We start from the raw sequence: 14,521 nt of genomic DNA, 5'->3' as shown, positions 1-14,521 counted from the left end.
CGAAGGCGATGCTGCGTCCCGAGACCACGATCGAAGGCTTTCACGCGCGCCAGGTCGGCACGCTGCCCGACCGCTATGGCGTGCGCGTGACCGAGATTCAGGAGGGCCGCATGGCGATGGCGCTGACGATCCAGCCCTGGATGATGGCGCCGAACGGTTTCCTGCACGCCGCCAGCGTGATCCTGCTGGCCGACACCTGCGCCGGCTACGCGACCATCGCGCACCTGCCCGAGGGGGCGAAGGGCTTCACGACCGTCGAGCTGAAGAGCAATTTTCTCGGCACCGCGACGAGCGGCGTGATGCGCGCCGAGGCGCTCGCCGAACACCTGGGCCGGACGACGCAGGTCTGGTCGGCGACGGTGTTCAACGAACAGAACCGCAAGATGGCGCTGTTTCGTTGCACGCAGATGGTGCTGTGGTGACCTGGCGGCCAAAAAAAAGCCCACCCGCGTGAGCGGGTGGGCTTTGAAGTCCTTCGGAAAGGACGTCGTTGGGACCGTTTCGGTTCTGCGCCCTGTTCGGTGTCGGTGTTCTTGGCCGGGCGTTCGGAACCTTGCTTGCGCCTCTCGTGAAGCGCCGTGTGACAGCAATGGGGGCGACTCTAGGCATGCCGGTCATGCACCGCCATCCCCAATTCGAGGGAACGCCCGGAAACGTTGTATATCGCCCCGGTCGCCCGGGAAAACGTCACGCGTCGGGCGCGCGACAATGCACCCATGACTGGCCCGCTCCCACGCCCATCTTCGCGCCACGCGCCGCGCGCGAATCGGCCGTCGCCGGGCGCGCCGCGCCGGGTGCAGCCGCTGAACGAGCGCGAACTCGACGAACTGCAGGCGATTCTCGACCAGGTGCCGGCGCCGCTCGAAGCGCTCGATGTCAGCATGCTCGACGGCTACCTGTGCGGCGTGCTGCTGCAGCCGCGCCACGTCCCGGTCGCGCGCTGGCTGCCGCACGTGACCGACGTCGATGGCCGGGCACTGCCGGCGCGCTTCGACGCCACCCGCCTGACGGCGCTGCTGCTGCGCCGCCACGCCGAACTCGACGACGCGATCCAGCGCCGGCAGTGGTTCGATCCGTGGGTGTTCGAACTGAGCGATGACGGCGACGCGCCCGATACGGATGTGTCGGACGACGAGGAGGAGGACGACGGCGACCCCGGCGCGATCGATGCGGTCTACCCGTGGGTTGCCGGCTTCGCGACCGCGCTCGAACTCTTCCCGGACCTGATGGCGCTCGACGCGAAGGCGCTGACCGAGCCGCTCGCGCTGGTCTATCGCCACCTCGGGCCTGACGATCTCGAGGATGCCGACGAGCTCCTGACCGAGATCGAATCGCTGGAGCCGCCGCAGGACCTCGGCGAAGCGGTCGAGGGCCTGGTGCGCGCGACGCTGCTGCTGGCCGACATCGCTCGGCCGGTCGGCCCCGCCGGTGCAGCGGCTGCACCGCCGCCGCGCCGGCGCCGGCCGATGTCAAATCGCTGACGGGTCGACGTCGACGGCCCAGCGCAGGATGCGCTCGTCGGCCGAGCGCTGCGTGCGCCGCAGCCCATGCAGGGCCGGCAGCCACTGCGCGAGAAAGCGCTGCAGCGCGACGCGTGAGGCCGACTCGACCAGCATCTGCATCCGTTCGACATCCGCGACGCGCGCGACGCCCAGCGGCACCGGCGGGTAGAGCATCAGCCGATCGGCGCCGGGCAGCGTCGCCGCGAGCTCGGCCGCGGCCTGCAGGAACGCCCGTGCGGCCTCGGGCGTGCGGGCATCGGCGCGCAGGATCGCGAGGTGCGAGAACGGCGGCAGTCCGGCCATCTCGCGCTCCGTCAGCTGGCTCGTCGCGAAGGCCTCGAAATCGTGCCGGCGCAGCGCGCCGTAGAGCGCATGCGTCGGGTGCCAGGTCTGCACCCACAGTTCGCTGCGATCGGCTTGCAGCGCGTCGCGTCCGGCGCGCCCGCCGGCCTGCATCAGCAGCGCGAACAGGCGCTCGGGCGCGCGGAAGTCGCTGCTGAAGAGCGAACTGTCCGGGTTCACCGCGGCGACCAGCGTGATGCGGCGGAAGTCGTGGCCCTTGGTCACCATCTGCGTGCCGACCAGCACGTCCACGTCACCGGCGTGCACCGCGCCGAGCTGCGCCTCGAGCGCGCCCTTCAGGCGGGTGCTGTCGGCGTCGATGCGGGCGATGCGCGCGGGCCGGTCGTCGGGCGTGCGCAGCAGCGCGGCGAGCTGTTCCTCGAGCCGCTCGGTGCCGCGGCCGATCGGCGCGATGTCGAGATTGCCGCAGTCCGGGCAGGCGTGCGGCACGCGCTCGGTGAAGCCGCAGTGGTGGCAGCGCAGCGTGCGGTCGAGCTTGTGGAACACGCGCCAGGCGCTGCAGTGCGGGCAGCCGCTCTTCCAGCCGCACTCGCCGCAGTGCAGTACCGGCGCGTAGCCGCGCCGATTCAGGAACACCAGGCTCTGTTCGCCGCGCGCGAGACGCTGCTGCAAGGCGGCCACGAGCGGCGCCGACAAGGCCGTGTGCGCGCCTTTGCCCTTGGGCTGCTGGGTCATGTCGACGAGGCGCACCTTCGGCAGCGCGCCGCCGCCGATCCGGGCCGGGAGCGCGAGCCGCGTGTAGCGGCCTTCATTGGCGCGCTGCCAGCTCTCCAGCGACGGCGTCGCCGAGCCAAGCACGACGCAGGCGCGCTCGAGACGGCCGCGGTAGACCGCCAGATCGCGCGCCGAGTAGCGCGCGCCTTCCTGCTGCTTGTACGACGGGTCGTGCTCCTCGTCGACGACGATCAGCCCGAGCCGCGGCATCGACGCGAACACCGCCAGGCGCGTGCCGAGCACCAGGTCGGCCAGCCCCAGATGCGCCGCGAGCCAGCTGCGCAAGCGCTGCGCCGGTGTCAGCGCGCTGTGCAGCGAGACGATGTGACGCCCGGCAAAGCGCTCCGCGAAGCGCGCCTCGAGCTGGGGCGTCAGGTTGATCTCCGGCACCAGCACCAGCACCTGCCGGCCTGCCCCGAGCGCCTGCGCGGCGGCGCCGAGGTAGACCTCGGTCTTGCCGCTGCCGGTGACCCCGTGCAGCAGCACGGGGCGTGGCGCATCCGCTGCGCCGGCCGCAGCGATCTGCGCGAGCACCTCGGCCTGCGCATCGGTCAACGACGGTGCGGCGGTCGCCGGCGCGGCCGCGGGTTCGGCGGCACGCGCCTTGTGCAGCTTCCTGATCCGGTTCGCCAGCTGCGCGTCGTCGAGCTTGCGCAACTCGGGCGGCAGCACCGAGAGCGCGATCTCGCCGGTGCTGCGCTGGTAGTAGCCGGCCGCGAAATCGACCAGCTCGCGCCACGCCATTCCCAGTGGCGGCAGCGACGCCAGCGCCGCACTGACCGGTCGCAGTTCGACCGATGCCGCGCCCGATGGCTCGCCGTCCCACACGATGCCGGGCACCTCGCGACGACCCAGCGGCACGCTGACCAATGTGCCTGCTGGGAGCGTGTACTCACTTGAGTAGTCGAGGGGCGCGGCCAGCCCGGTGTGCTGCGGCGCCTCGACCGCGACGCGCAGACGTACCGCCGGAACGGCCGAAGCTTCAGTGAAGTTACCGACCAAAGCTCAAATCTCGTTCATGAAAACGCGTTAAGTCGATGATTTTGAAGAGCTTTCAAAACTTTCCACTTGTTCTGTGGATAACTTTGTGCGTAACCGCCCCCGGCATGGCCGGAAACGCTTGCTACGCCTCGTTACGGCGAAGATTGCTCAGTTTCGCGGCAACCAATGCATGTCAATGAAATCAATGACTTAGCGGCGATTGTCGGAAATTCGATGTTGCATCGCAGCAGGTGCCATCGGGTGCGCAGCACGTGCCCGATTTTGGGGATAAGTCAAGCCCTGAGCGCTCACTTACCTGCACAGGAAAAATCCGCGCGGGTCGTCCCGATGTGGCGTTGGCTACGGTTGTTTCGACAGCGTGTGCACGGCGTCGACGAGCACGCCGACGCTCTCCGGCGGCGTGTGCTGGCTGATGCCGTGGCCGAGGTTGAACACGTGCCCGCCGGGCTTGCCGTAGCTCTGCAGCGTGCGGGCAACTTCGGCGCGAATCTGTTCCGGCCCGGCGAACAGCACGTTCGGATCGATGTTGCCCTGCAGCGCGACCTGGTCGCCGATGCGCGCCCGCGCCGCGCCGAGATTCACGGTCCAGTCCAGCCCGACGACATCGGGTTGCGCCGCGGCGATCTCTTCGAGCCAGAGCCCGCCGCCCTTGGTGAAGACGATCTGCGGAACGCGCTGCCCATCGTGCTCGCGCTTGAGCTGCTGCAGCACGCGGCGCGTGTAGGCGAGGCTGAAGTGCTGGAACGCACCGTCGGCGAGCACGCCGCCCCAGCTGTCGAAGATCATCACGGCCTGCGCGCCGGCCTCGATCTGCGCATTCAGGTAGCGCGCGACCGCGTCGGCGTTGACCTGCAGGATGCGATGCATCAGGTCGGGGCGGCTGTAAAGCATCGTCTTGACGAGGCGATAGTCGCTCGATCCCGCGCCCTCGACCATGTAGCAGGCGAGCGTCCACGGGCTGCCCGAGAAGCCGATCAGTGGCACGCGGCCGTTCAGGGCCTTGCGGATCGACGCGACCGCGTCGAACACGTAGCGCAGCTTGTCCAGGTCGGGCACTTCGAGCTTCGCGACCGCCGCTTCGTCGCGCACCGGGCGCGCGAAGCGCGGGCCTTCGCCTTCCGCGAAGCTCAGGCCGAGGCCCATCGCGTCGGGCACGGTCAGGATGTCGCTGAACAGGATCGCGGCGTCGAGCGCGTAGCGCTCCAGCGGCTGCAGCGTGACCTCGGTCGCATGGTCGACGTTCGTCGCCAGCCCCATGAAGCTGCCGGCCTTCGCGCGCGTCGCGCGGTACTCGGGCAGGTAGCGGCCGGCCTGACGCATCAGCCAGACCGGCGTGTGGGTCGTGGGCTGGCGCAGGCAGGCGCGCAGGAAGCTGTCGTTCTGGAGCGGTGCATGCATCCGCCGATTGTCGCAAAGCGTGAACGCGCGCCGACCGTGACCATAATCGCCGTCGCCACGACGGAGGACCGCATGCTCGCCAACGACATCCTGCACACCATCGGCAACACCCCGCACATCCGCGTGAACCGGCTGTTCGGCAACACGCACAGCGTCTACATCAAGAGCGAGCGCAGCAACCCTGGCGGGTCGATCAAGGACCGCATCGCGCTCGCGATGGTCGAGGCTGCCGAGGCTTCCGGTGCATTGAAGCCCGGCGGCACGATCATCGAGCCGACCTCGGGCAACACCGGCGTCGGCCTGGCGATGGTCGCCGCGGTGAAGGGCTACGAGCTGATCCTCGTGATGCCCGACAGCATGAGCATCGAGCGGCGCCGCCTGATGCTTGCGTACGGTGCGCGCTTCGAGCTGACGCCGCGCGAGAAGGGCATGAACGGTTCGATCGCGCGCGCCACCGAACTGCTCGCGGCCATCGAGGGCGGCTGGATGCCGCAGCAGTTCGAGAACCCGGCGAACATCGAGGTGCACGCGCGCAGCACCGCGCAGGAGATCGCGGCCGACTTCCCGAGCGGGGTCGACGCGCTCATCACCGGCGTGGGCACCGGCGGCCACATCACCGGCTGCGCGCAGGTGCTCAAACGCATGTGGCCGAAGCTGCAGGTGTTCGCGGTCGAGCCGAGCGCATCGCCGGTCATCAGCGGCGGCAAGCCCAGCCCGCACCCGATCCAGGGCATCGGCGCCGGCTTCATCCCGAAGAACCTGCACACCGCGCTGCTCGACGGCGTGATCCAGGTCGAGGCCGAAGCGGCGCGCGAGATGGCGCGGCGCGCGGCACGCGAGGAGGGCATGCTGGTGGGCATCTCCTCCGGCGCGACGCTCGCGGCGATCGCGCAGAAGCTGCCGTCGCTGCCGGCCGGCGCGACCGTGCTCGGCTTCAACTACGACACCGGCGAGCGCTACCTGTCGATCGAAGGCTTTCTGCCGGCGGAGTGAGTTCGCGCGCCGGCTCCGGGCTCAGCGTCCGTTCGCGATCTGCAACAGCAGCTCGGCGTGGCAGGGCCCGTCGAGCGCGCACCAGCAGGCGAGGTGACGGCCGTTCAGCGCGGTTCGGATCTCGCCCAGCGTCGGCGGCACGCGACCATCCGGTGCCGCGATCTCGCCCTTCATCCACGCGGCGTGCTTCGCGACCGCTGCTGCGATCGAGCCGCATTCCTGCGGCGTGAACGGGTTGCCCCAGCGCGTCGTGCGGTCGATCTTGACCGTGTTCTCGGGCATCTTCCAGCCCTTGCTGCGCTTGAGCTGGACGCGGTGCGGAGCGTTGGCGTCGGACATCTGTGCGGGCGCGAGAAGTTCGCTGGCTGGCAGCTTACGGCGGGCGTTGCGCAGCGTCCATCGGCGACTTCACGCCGGCTTCACATCCGCCCGCGCGGCGCGTTGATCGCAGGCAGCTCGCCTCGCGCCAGCCAGGCCTGAACCAGGCGCTGCGGATCGCGCAGCTGCGCCGCCTGCCAGACCAGCTCCGGCGGCGCGACCCGCGTGCCGCTCGCACTCGCCGGCAGTTGCGTCGCGAGCTCGACCGCGAACTGCGCGACCTTGGCCGCGCGCACCGGCTGGTTCGAGGTCGCGACCATCATGCGCAGCTGCGCGAGCACGCCGTCGGCGAAGCGCTGCAGCCACTGTCTCGCGCGGGCATTCGACGGCGCCTGCGCCGAACGCACGAACACGAGGTGCTCGAAGCCGAGCGCCGCTGCGGCCTGCTCGTCGAGATTCGCCAGCCCGAGTTTCAGCGCGTCGGGCAGCGCGGCCGGCGCGTGCGGCAGCACGACGATCAGCCGGCGCACGCCGCGTTCGTGCAACCAGCGCGCGAGCGCCGGCAGCTCGTGCGGTTGCGGGCGCACGAACGCGAGCTCGCGGCCGTTCGCGTGGCGCTCGCGATCGAAGACGATCAGTGCGGCGTCCGCGATCGGCGCCGCATGCGGTTCGGCGCTGTCGCGCGCGGCGTCGACGACGACGGGCTCGAGGCCGTGCATCGCGGTCGTCAGCGCACGCGTCGCGAGCACTCTGACGTGCGCAAAACGGTGGCTCGCGAGCAGCGCTTCGAGCACTGCCGAGCCGAGCGCGCCGCCGGCGCCGGCGACCAGCACGGTGGTCGACGCGGCAGCGCCGCGGCTCGCCGCGGTCGACCGGCCGGCATGCAGCGCGTGGTTCAAGAGCGTCATGCGCGGACTTTAACCACGCGCTCGAATCCGGCCCGTGTTGAAAGCGATCGGGGCGGCCGCATGTCGGGCTCGCGGGGTAGCATTGCCGCGCCATTCTCCGGAGGAAACACAACATGATCCGTGCCGTCACTTCGTCGTCCCGCTCATTCGGACGCGCGCTTGCCGCGGGGCTGGCCGCGCTGGCGCTGCTCGGTCTGTCGGGCTGCGGCTACAACAGCTTCCAGTCGCTCGACGAGCAGGTCAAGGCCGCGTGGTCCGAGGTGCTGAACCAGTACCAGCGCCGCTCCGACCTGATCCCGAACATCGTCGCGACCGTGAAGGGCGAGGCCAGCTTCGAGCAGGACACGCTGACCAAGGTGATCGAGGCACGCGCGAAGGCGACGAGCATCCAGGCCACGCCGGAGCTCAACAACAACCCCGAGGCGTTCGACAAGTTCCAGAAGGCGCAGGGCGAGCTGACCGGTGCGTTGAGCCGGCTGATGGTCGTGGCCGAACAGTACCCGCAGCTGAAGGCGAACCAGGCCTTCCAGGACCTGCGCGTGACGCTCGAAGGCACCGAGAACCGCATCACGGTGGCGCGCAACCGTTACGTCAAGTCGGTCGAGGCCTACAACGTGCTCGCGCGCAGCTTTCCGAGCAACCTGACGGCGATGGTGTTCGGCTACAAGGTCAAGCCGAACTTCACGGTCCAGAACGAAGCCGAGATCTCGGTGCCGCCGAGGGTGAACTTCGACAGGGCGCCGGCCTCGGCCCCGAAGTGATCGCCGCGCGCGCGAGCCGTTGATGCTGCGTCGCCTGCTGTTCGCCGCTGCCGTGGCGCTGCTGGCACTCGCCGGCACCGTGCGCGCGCAGGACGTGCTGCCGGTGCCCCCGCTGTCGGGCCGCGTGATCGACCAGACCGGCACGCTGACGCCGGCGCAGTCGCAGGCGCTTTCGGCCAAGCTCGAGGCGATCGAGACGCAGCGCGGCGCTCAGGTCGTCGTGCTGATCGTGCCGACGACGCAGCCCGAAGACATCGCGGCCTACGGCCAGCGTGTCGCCGACACCTGGAAGATCGGGCGCCGCGATGTCGGCGACGGGCTGGTGATCGTCGTCGCGAAGAACGACCGGCGCATCAACATCGAGGTCGCGAAGACGCTCGAGGGACCGATCCCCGACGTGCTCGCCGGCCGCGTCATCAACGAGCAGATCAAGCCGGCCTTCAGGGCCAACGACTACGCCGGCGGCTTGAATGCCGCGGTCGACCGGCTCGACCGCGCGATCGCCGGCGAGGCCTTGCCGGCGCCGACGCGCAAGGGCGGCGGCACCGCGAACCGCGGCGGCCTGTTCGGCGGCTTCGACATCCAGGATCTGGCGATCTTCCTGTTCGTCGGCGTGCCGATCGCCGGCGCGGTGCTGACCGGCATCTTCGGGCGCAAGCTCGGCGCGGCGCTGACCGGCGGCGCGGTCGGTGGCATCGCCTGGTGGCTGACCGCGAGCGCGCTGGTGGCCGGCGGCGCCGGCTTGATCGCGCTGTTTCTCGTCGGCGTGATGGGCATGGGCAGCGGGCGGCTCGGTGGCCTGGGCCGTCGCGGCGGGCCGATCATCTGGGGCGGTGGCGGTGGCGGTGGCGGCGGGTTCGGCGGCGGTGGTGGTGGTGGTGGTGGCGGTGGCTTCAGCTCCGGCGGCGGCGGGGATTTTGGCGGCGGCGGCGCGTCGGGAAGCTGGTGATGGCGAACCGTTTGCTGCGCCTGCTCAAGCATCGCCGGCTCGACGAGGCCGACGCGAGGCGGCTGCTCGGCGATGGCGCGCTCGAGCGCATCGAGGCGCGCGTCGCAGCGAGCGAGCGGCATCACAGCGGCGAGATCCGCGTCTGCGTCGAGGCCGGCCTGCCGCTGAGCTACCTGCGGCGCGACGCGCCGGTGCGCGAACGCGCGCTGATGATGTTCGGCAAGCTGCGTGTCTGGGACACCGAGGACAACAACGGCGTGCTGATCTACCTGCTGCTCGCCGAGCACGCGATCGAGATCGTCGCCGACCGCGGGCTCGCACGGCGTGTCGATGCCGCGCAGTGGCAGCGCATCGCCGCGACGATGAGCGCGGCCTTCAAGGCCGGCCAGTTCGAGACCGGGCTGAACCAGGCGATCGACGCGGTCGACGCGCTGCTCGTCACGCACTTCGCGCTCGCGCCGGGCGCGGCGAATCCGAACGAGCTGCCGGACGCGCCGTATCTGCGCTGAGGCAGGACTCGAAGTCGACGTGTCAGCGGCGGCGCGGCAGCTGGGTAAGGGCAACTGCAATTTCGATGTCCTGTTCGACGAGCTGAAGCAAGGCAAGGCAAACACTGGTCCATTCAGCGACTGCGCGCGCATCGACAGCGAGAGGGTCGACCCGTTGCGTGCGGCGTTAGAATCGCGGCGAGGAGGCAGAGTGGAGGAATCATGTCGTTGCTCGCCCGTCTCCTCCTCTCCTTGCTTCTCGTCGCGCAGTGCGCCGCCGCCGAAATCGTCCGCTTTCCGCGCCCCGAGTTCGAAGGCGATCGCCGATTTGGCTACGCACTGGATTTGCTGAAGCTGGCGCTGTCCAAGGCCGGCCCGGGCTACCGCGTCGAGCTGGCCGAGTCGCCGATGAACCAAGAGCGCCAGATCCTCGAACTCGAGGCCGGGCGAACGATCGACGTCGCGCCCGTGCCGAGTTCGGCCGAGCGCGAGGCACGCTTGCTGGCTGTGTACATCCCGATCAACAGGGGCGTGCTCGGCTGGCGCCTGGGGCTGATCCGCAAGGGCGACGCGGCCCGGATTGCCGATGTGAACACCCTGGACGACCTGAAGCGGGTGCGCCTGGCCCAGGGGCTGCATTGGCCCGACACGGACATCCTGCGCGCCAACGGCATTCCCGTCATCACGGGGCCGAGCTACGAGGGATTGTTCAAGATGATCGTCGGCAGCCGCTTCGACTACTTTCCGCGCAGCGTCATGGAGATCTGGAACGAGCAGGCCAGCAACGCCGATGCGCTGGAGGTCGAGCCGCGCATCGTGCTGCACTATCCCTACTACGCGTCGTACTACATGCTCAACCGAGGCAATACGAGGCTGGCTGAGATCATCCGCCAGGGCCTGGAGAAGGCGCTCGCCGACGGCTCCGCCGACCGTCTTTTCGAACAGCACCACGGCGAGAGCCTGCGCCGGGCGCAACTGGACAAGCGCGTCATCATCGAACTGAAGAACCCGCTGGTCACGCCCGGCACGCCGGTGAGCCGGCCCGAGCTGTGGTACGACCTGCGCCGAAAGTAGTTCACGTCTGCGGCGTCGAGAGCCGCACCCAGCGCGCCAGCGTGCGATACATCTCGTCGACTTTGATGGGCTTGGCAATGTGGTCGTTCATGCCCGCGGCAAGCGCCTTCTCGCGGTCGCCGACCAGGGCGTTGGCGGTCATTGCGATCACCGGCAGGTCCTGCCACTGCGGCTGTCGGCGAAGCTGCCGCGTCGCCTCGTAGCCGTCGAGCACGGGCATTTGGCAGTCCATCAGCACGCCGTCGTAGCGCCCACCACGCTCCAGCATCTCGAGGGCCTCCTGACCGTTGCAGGCGACGGCGACGGTGACGCCAGCATGCTGCAGCAGCGATTCGGCGATCTCGCGGTTGATGGCGTTGTCTTCCACCAGCAGCAAGTGTGCGCCGTGCAATCGCGCCATGTCCGCCGGCGGCGGCACTGGCGTCGGGCGCGCTTCGCGCTGCAGCGGGCAGTGCAGCTCGAAGCCGAAGCGGCTGCCTTGCCCAGGCGCGCTCGCGACGTCGATATCACCGCCCATCATGCGCACCAGGCGGTGGCTGATCGTCAGCCCGAGCCCGGTGCCGCCGTAACGCCGGCTCGTTGACGCGTCGCCCTGCGTGAACGGCCGGAACAGCTGCTGCTGCACGTCGCTCGGCATGCCGATGCCGGTGTCCTGCACTTCAAAGCGCAGGCGGGCCGCGGCACCATCGCGTTCGACCACCTGCACCGCGAACGTCACCGCGCCGCGTTCGGTGAACTTGACGGCGTTATGGCCCAGGTTGAGCAGCACCTGGCGCAGTCTCGAGGGGTCGCCGACCAGGGCCGTCGGCAGCCCGGGCGGCAGCTCGAGCCGCAACGCCAGCCCCTTGGCCTGGGCGTTCATGCCGACGATGTCGGCCACCCCGTCCATCACTTTACGCAGATCGAACGGTATCGACTCCAGGTCCAACCGTCCGGCCTCGATCTTCGAGAAGTCGAGGATGTCGTTGATGATGCCGAGCAGCGACGTGGCTGCGTCGTTGATCTTCTGCACCTGTTCGCGCTGGCGCACTTCCAGCCCGGCCAGCAGCAGCAGGTACGACATGCCGACGATGGCGTTCATCGGCGTGCGGATCTCGTGGCTCATGTGGGCCAAAAATGCGCTCTTGGCCTCGCTGGCGATCTCGGCCGCTCGGCGCGCCTCGCGGTCGTCCTCGGCCTGGCGGCGCTCCGTGATGTCGCGCGCGATGCCGGCCGTGCCGACCAGGTGGCCGTCGGCGTCGATCAGCGCCGTCTTGATGGTCTCGACAAGCTGGATGCTGCCATCGGCGCGCGCGTGCTGCTCCTCGATGCGCCGGGTGCCGCGCAACGCCATCAGTTCGGCGTCGTCGCTGCGGTAGCTGCGCGCCAGCTCCGGTGGATGGACGTCGAGGTCGGTCTTGTCGAGCATTTCGCGCGGGTCGGCAAAGCCCTTGGCCGCCGCGAAAGCGCGGTTGACTGCGGTGAAGCGGCCTTCAGTGTCCTTCATCCACGCCAGGTCGGGCATGTTGTCCAGGATGGCCGCCATGCGGGCATCGGCGTTGCGCAGCTCAAGCGCCTGTCGGGCCAGTCGCTCGCGCATCGCGTTCAGTGCATTCACGAGCTGGTCCAGTTCGTCGCCCTCACTGCGGGCACGGCGCAGTCGCAGCGGCGCCGCGTCGCTTTCGAGGCTGACGCTGCGCGCCGATGCGGCAATGTCCAGGAGGTGCCGAGTCGTCAACTGGTGCACGACGAAGAGGATGAAGAAAGCCACCAGGAAGGTCTTGGCGGCGTTGCTCAGCAGGATGACCACGGCCTGTTCGGCAAGGTCCCGGTAGATGTCCGCCAGCGTGGCCTCGATGCGAAGCACCCCAATCGTCACCGGGTTCGGACTGCAGCAAGCGAGCGGGAACTCCTTCGTCACGCCATGGGGCTCGCGCTCGCCGCGGAAGACGACGAACGGGCGGCCCGAGCCACCGACCTCGCGCACCTCGGCGGCGCGGATCGAGGGCAGGCGCACGATGCCATCCAGTTGCTCCTCGATCTGCCGCGTGTCCACCGCCCACAGGCTATCGGCCAAGCTGCGCGCGCTGGCCTGCTCGATCTCACCAAAGCGGCTTTCCAGCCGCCCGCGTTCGCTGCGGTAGCTCAGGCTCAGTTGCAGGATCGTGAGCACCAGCGTGACCAGCGTGCTGAACAGCACGACGCGCAGCAGCAGCGCGACGGCGATGCCGCCGTGCGGCGTGCCGGATACCGCCGCCCACCAGCCGCGGGGAGGCTGCGATGGATCCTCGGCCGGTGTGCGCTCCATCGCCGGAGCATGCTGCATTACACGCGTTGCGACAACCATTAACCGACATCGGCAGGTTCACACGAGACGCGAGTATCAGTTCGGTCGAAGCGACTCTTGTCTACGCAGTAGCGATGAAGGCGGACTCTTGACATCGTCAACTTGCCATTCAGCAGTCTTTTGGTCTTGGGCCTGACTGAGAGATGAGTGGCCGCTTTCCGACGTTGAGATCAGCTCTGGGAACTTCCGCAGTGGGTCGAGACGACCCATTCATCTGCTCAACTGGGTAGCCGCAAAGCTGCCATCAATTTTGAGGACGCAGTTCCTGTCGTTTGTGGCAAGCAGGGCCCGGCCAGGACCAGTCCTTCAGGAACGTCTCCTGGCGGCGAACGCGCCGAGCACCTATCTCGCCTCGCGTGGCGCGGCTTGCAGGAGATCTCCCACTTCCTTCTTCCAGAACTTCGCTTGGAAAGCCGTTCCATGGCCAGCGGTCTGGTCGCTGGCAGGTATCAGCAGCACATGGCCGTTCTTCACGCGCTTGATCTCGCGGTCCATGACTCCGAGTTCTGGAGGGTTGCGCTCGTCGTCCGCCGAATTGATCGCCAACGTCACGGCCTGAATTCGCTCCAGCCCCGCCGACGGGTTGTAGTCGCGCGACGACTCCCATTGATAGAGAACATCGTTGGCATCGGCGCTGAAGGGCGTGTTCAGGCGCTTGCTCAGAAGATCGTCGGCCTGCTCTCGTGTTGGCGCTGCCTTGTAGAGTGCTTGATTGCCGCCGCTGGTCGCGAGTCCAAAGAACACCGAGGCGAACTGCGCGCTGCGTGGCTGCTTGGTGTAGTTGCCGTTCATCCAATCTGGATCGTTTTGGATGGAGTCGATGATGAGGCGTCGAAGCAACCAGTTGCGGCTCGACATTTGGATCGGCAGCGACGCCATCGGCACCGCGACATCCATGAAGCTTGGGTACTTCTGCGCAAAGATCCACGTCTCCATGCCACCCATCGAATAGCCGAGGAGGAGGCGCAAATGGCGGATGCCCAGGTGTTCGGTTACCAGCCTGTGCTGGGCGTCAACCATGTCCTCGTAGCTGTACTTCGGAAAGCCCGTGCGCAACCCATCCGACGGCTTGCTCGATTTGCCGTGCCCGATGGCGTCCGGCAGGATGACGTAGTAGTGGTCGGCATCGAGCGGCTGCCCGGGGCCGAAGAGTTCACCGGCGAATGCCGGCGAGAGCATGCTCGCACCCGATTGAGTCGTGCCGTGCAGGATCAGCACGGGTTCGCCTGTGGGCGAGCCCACGGTCGCGTAGTGGATGCGCATCTCGGGCAGAACATCGCCGGTGTGAAAGCGGAAATCGCGCACGATCCAATCGCCTTCTTTGGGCGCGGGATACTCGCCGGCAATAGCCGGCAGAGCAGTCAGGGTGAACGCGAGACCCCACGTCAGGCGCTTCAAAGCTGCGATGAACTCCATGCCGACCTCCCTCGCTGCATCTGACTGGTCGGATGCTACTCCCGCTCGGCCGGCGAATGTTCGTGGGACTTCCGACCGGCAACACGGCTTGCGGCAGCGTGATCCCGAGTGAGCGAGCGGTCTTGACGTTGATGAAAAGTTCGAACTCGCTCGGCCGCTCGATGGGCACGTCACCGGGGCGCGCGCCCTTGAGAATCTTGTCGACGTACGTCGCTGCACGCCGACCCGGGGCGTCGAGGTCCGCGCCGTAGCTCATCAGGAAAGCCGGCCTCGGCAAGCAGCCGGAAGTCGCTGATCGATGGCAGTCGG

13 protein-coding genes and 1 pseudogene are annotated in these 14,521 nt (G+C 68.5%); 7 read left to right on the top strand and 7 right to left on the bottom strand.

Annotated elements, in window-relative coordinates; genetic code table 11:
• Positions 1-8 precede the first annotated feature (8 nt).
• Both AC1DTW_RS08915 and AC1DTW_RS08910 read left to right on the top strand, forming a co-directional pair.
• Positions 9-422, top strand: a complete 414-nt coding sequence (locus tag AC1DTW_RS08915) for a PaaI family thioesterase (protein ID WP_477980684.1) — start codon at positions 9-11, stop codon at positions 420-422.
• Positions 423-716: 294 nt separating this feature from the next.
• Positions 717-1,481: a YecA/YgfB family protein gene (locus AC1DTW_RS08910; protein ID WP_477980683.1), complete on the top strand. Its 765-nt coding sequence runs from the start codon at positions 717-719 to the stop codon at positions 1,479-1,481.
• On the opposite strand, the gene AC1DTW_RS08905 is transcribed toward AC1DTW_RS08910, so the two are convergent.
• Together AC1DTW_RS08905 and hemE are read right to left on the bottom strand one after the other, a co-directional pair.
• A complete protein-coding gene (locus AC1DTW_RS08905; protein WP_477980682.1) occupies positions 1,470-3,581 on the bottom strand; it encodes a primosomal protein N' in 2,112 nt (703 codons plus the stop codon). The two genes, AC1DTW_RS08910 and AC1DTW_RS08905, sit on opposite strands and share 12 nt — an antisense overlap.
• 339 nt (positions 3,582-3,920) lie before the next feature.
• The gene (gene hemE / locus AC1DTW_RS08900) at positions 3,921-4,979 is read right to left on the bottom strand and encodes a uroporphyrinogen decarboxylase (RefSeq protein WP_477980681.1); all 1,059 of its coding nucleotides are present in this window, start codon (positions 4,977-4,979) and stop codon (positions 3,921-3,923) included.
• Positions 4,980-5,051: 72 nt separating this feature from the next.
• Between hemE and cysK the strand changes: the two genes are divergently transcribed.
• Complete coding sequence (gene cysK / locus AC1DTW_RS08895; protein ID WP_477980680.1) at positions 5,052-5,972, top strand: cysteine synthase A; 921 nt, start codon at positions 5,052-5,054, stop codon at positions 5,970-5,972.
• Between the two features lie 21 nt (positions 5,973-5,993).
• On the opposite strand, the gene AC1DTW_RS08890 is transcribed toward cysK, so the two are convergent.
• Together AC1DTW_RS08890 and AC1DTW_RS08885 are read right to left on the bottom strand one after the other, a co-directional pair.
• A complete protein-coding gene (locus tag AC1DTW_RS08890; protein ID WP_477980679.1) occupies positions 5,994-6,311 on the bottom strand; it encodes a DUF4326 domain-containing protein in 318 nt (105 codons plus the stop codon).
• An 80-nt stretch (positions 6,312-6,391) separates the two neighbouring features.
• On the bottom strand, positions 6,392-7,198 hold the full coding sequence (locus tag AC1DTW_RS08885) for a Rossmann-fold NAD(P)-binding domain-containing protein (RefSeq protein WP_477980678.1): 807 nt from the start codon (positions 7,196-7,198) through the stop codon (positions 6,392-6,394).
• A 113-nt stretch (positions 7,199-7,311) separates the two neighbouring features.
• Here AC1DTW_RS08885 and AC1DTW_RS08880 point away from each other — a divergent pair, with 113 nt between their 5' ends.
• The 4 genes from AC1DTW_RS08880 (at position 7,312) to AC1DTW_RS08865 (ending at position 10,470) form a co-directional block, all read left to right on the top strand.
• On the top strand, positions 7,312-7,959 hold the full coding sequence (locus AC1DTW_RS08880) for a LemA family protein (RefSeq protein ID WP_477980677.1): 648 nt from the start codon (positions 7,312-7,314) through the stop codon (positions 7,957-7,959).
• Between the two features lie 22 nt (positions 7,960-7,981).
• Complete coding sequence (locus AC1DTW_RS08875) at positions 7,982-8,908, top strand: TPM domain-containing protein (RefSeq protein WP_477980676.1); 927 nt, start codon at positions 7,982-7,984, stop codon at positions 8,906-8,908.
• Complete coding sequence (locus tag AC1DTW_RS08870; protein ID WP_477980675.1) at positions 8,908-9,417, top strand: TPM domain-containing protein; 510 nt, start codon at positions 8,908-8,910, stop codon at positions 9,415-9,417. The genes AC1DTW_RS08875 and AC1DTW_RS08870 overlap by 1 nt, the downstream gene beginning before the upstream one ends.
• A gap of 201 nt (positions 9,418-9,618) precedes the next feature.
• The gene (locus tag AC1DTW_RS08865; protein ID WP_477980674.1) at positions 9,619-10,470 is read left to right on the top strand and encodes a substrate-binding periplasmic protein; all 852 of its coding nucleotides are present in this window, start codon (positions 9,619-9,621) and stop codon (positions 10,468-10,470) included.
• A 1-nt stretch (position 10,471) separates the two neighbouring features.
• Here AC1DTW_RS08865 and AC1DTW_RS08860 read toward each other — a convergent pair whose 3' ends face one another.
• From AC1DTW_RS08860 to AC1DTW_RS08850, 3 genes and pseudogenes are all read right to left on the bottom strand, one after another.
• Positions 10,472-12,757 carry an ATP-binding protein gene (locus AC1DTW_RS08860; RefSeq protein WP_477980673.1) on the bottom strand — a complete coding sequence of 762 codons (2,286 nt, stop codon included), beginning with the start codon at positions 12,755-12,757 and terminating at the stop codon, positions 10,472-10,474.
• Between the two features lie 381 nt (positions 12,758-13,138).
• Positions 13,139-14,212: an alpha/beta fold hydrolase gene (locus AC1DTW_RS08855; RefSeq protein WP_477980672.1), complete on the bottom strand. Its 1,074-nt coding sequence runs from the start codon at positions 14,210-14,212 to the stop codon at positions 13,139-13,141.
• Positions 14,213-14,303: 91 nt separating this feature from the next.
• Positions 14,304-14,468: pseudogene (locus AC1DTW_RS08850) on the bottom strand (ABC transporter substrate binding protein); the annotation flags it as partial.
• Positions 14,469-14,521 lie beyond the last annotated feature (53 nt).

Source organism: Rhizobacter sp. P5_A1 (genome assembly GCF_056400745.1).
This window is presented reverse-complemented; position numbering and strand designations above follow the sequence as displayed.

Coding starts and splice junctions, on each gene's coding strand:
- AC1DTW_RS08855 (WP_477980672.1), bottom strand. CDS start 14,212: ATGGAGTTCATCGCAGCTTTGAAGCGCCTGACGTGGGGTCTCGCGTTC.
- AC1DTW_RS08885 (WP_477980678.1), bottom strand. CDS start 7,198: ATGACGCTCTTGAACCACGCGCTGCATGCCGGCCGGTCGACCGCGGCG.
- AC1DTW_RS08865 (WP_477980674.1), top strand. CDS start 9,619: ATGTCGTTGCTCGCCCGTCTCCTCCTCTCCTTGCTTCTCGTCGCGCAG.
- AC1DTW_RS08880 (WP_477980677.1), top strand. CDS start 7,312: ATGATCCGTGCCGTCACTTCGTCGTCCCGCTCATTCGGACGCGCGCTT.
- AC1DTW_RS08910 (WP_477980683.1), top strand. CDS start 717: ATGACTGGCCCGCTCCCACGCCCATCTTCGCGCCACGCGCCGCGCGCG.
- AC1DTW_RS08860 (WP_477980673.1), bottom strand. CDS start 12,757: ATGGAGCGCACACCGGCCGAGGATCCATCGCAGCCTCCCCGCGGCTGG.
- hemE (WP_477980681.1), bottom strand. CDS start 4,979: ATGCATGCACCGCTCCAGAACGACAGCTTCCTGCGCGCCTGCCTGCGC.
- AC1DTW_RS08890 (WP_477980679.1), bottom strand. CDS start 6,311: ATGTCCGACGCCAACGCTCCGCACCGCGTCCAGCTCAAGCGCAGCAAG.
- AC1DTW_RS08915 (WP_477980684.1), top strand. CDS start 9: ATGCTGCGTCCCGAGACCACGATCGAAGGCTTTCACGCGCGCCAGGTC.
- AC1DTW_RS08875 (WP_477980676.1), top strand. CDS start 7,982: ATGCTGCGTCGCCTGCTGTTCGCCGCTGCCGTGGCGCTGCTGGCACTC.
- AC1DTW_RS08870 (WP_477980675.1), top strand. CDS start 8,908: ATGGCGAACCGTTTGCTGCGCCTGCTCAAGCATCGCCGGCTCGACGAG.
- cysK (WP_477980680.1), top strand. CDS start 5,052: ATGCTCGCCAACGACATCCTGCACACCATCGGCAACACCCCGCACATC.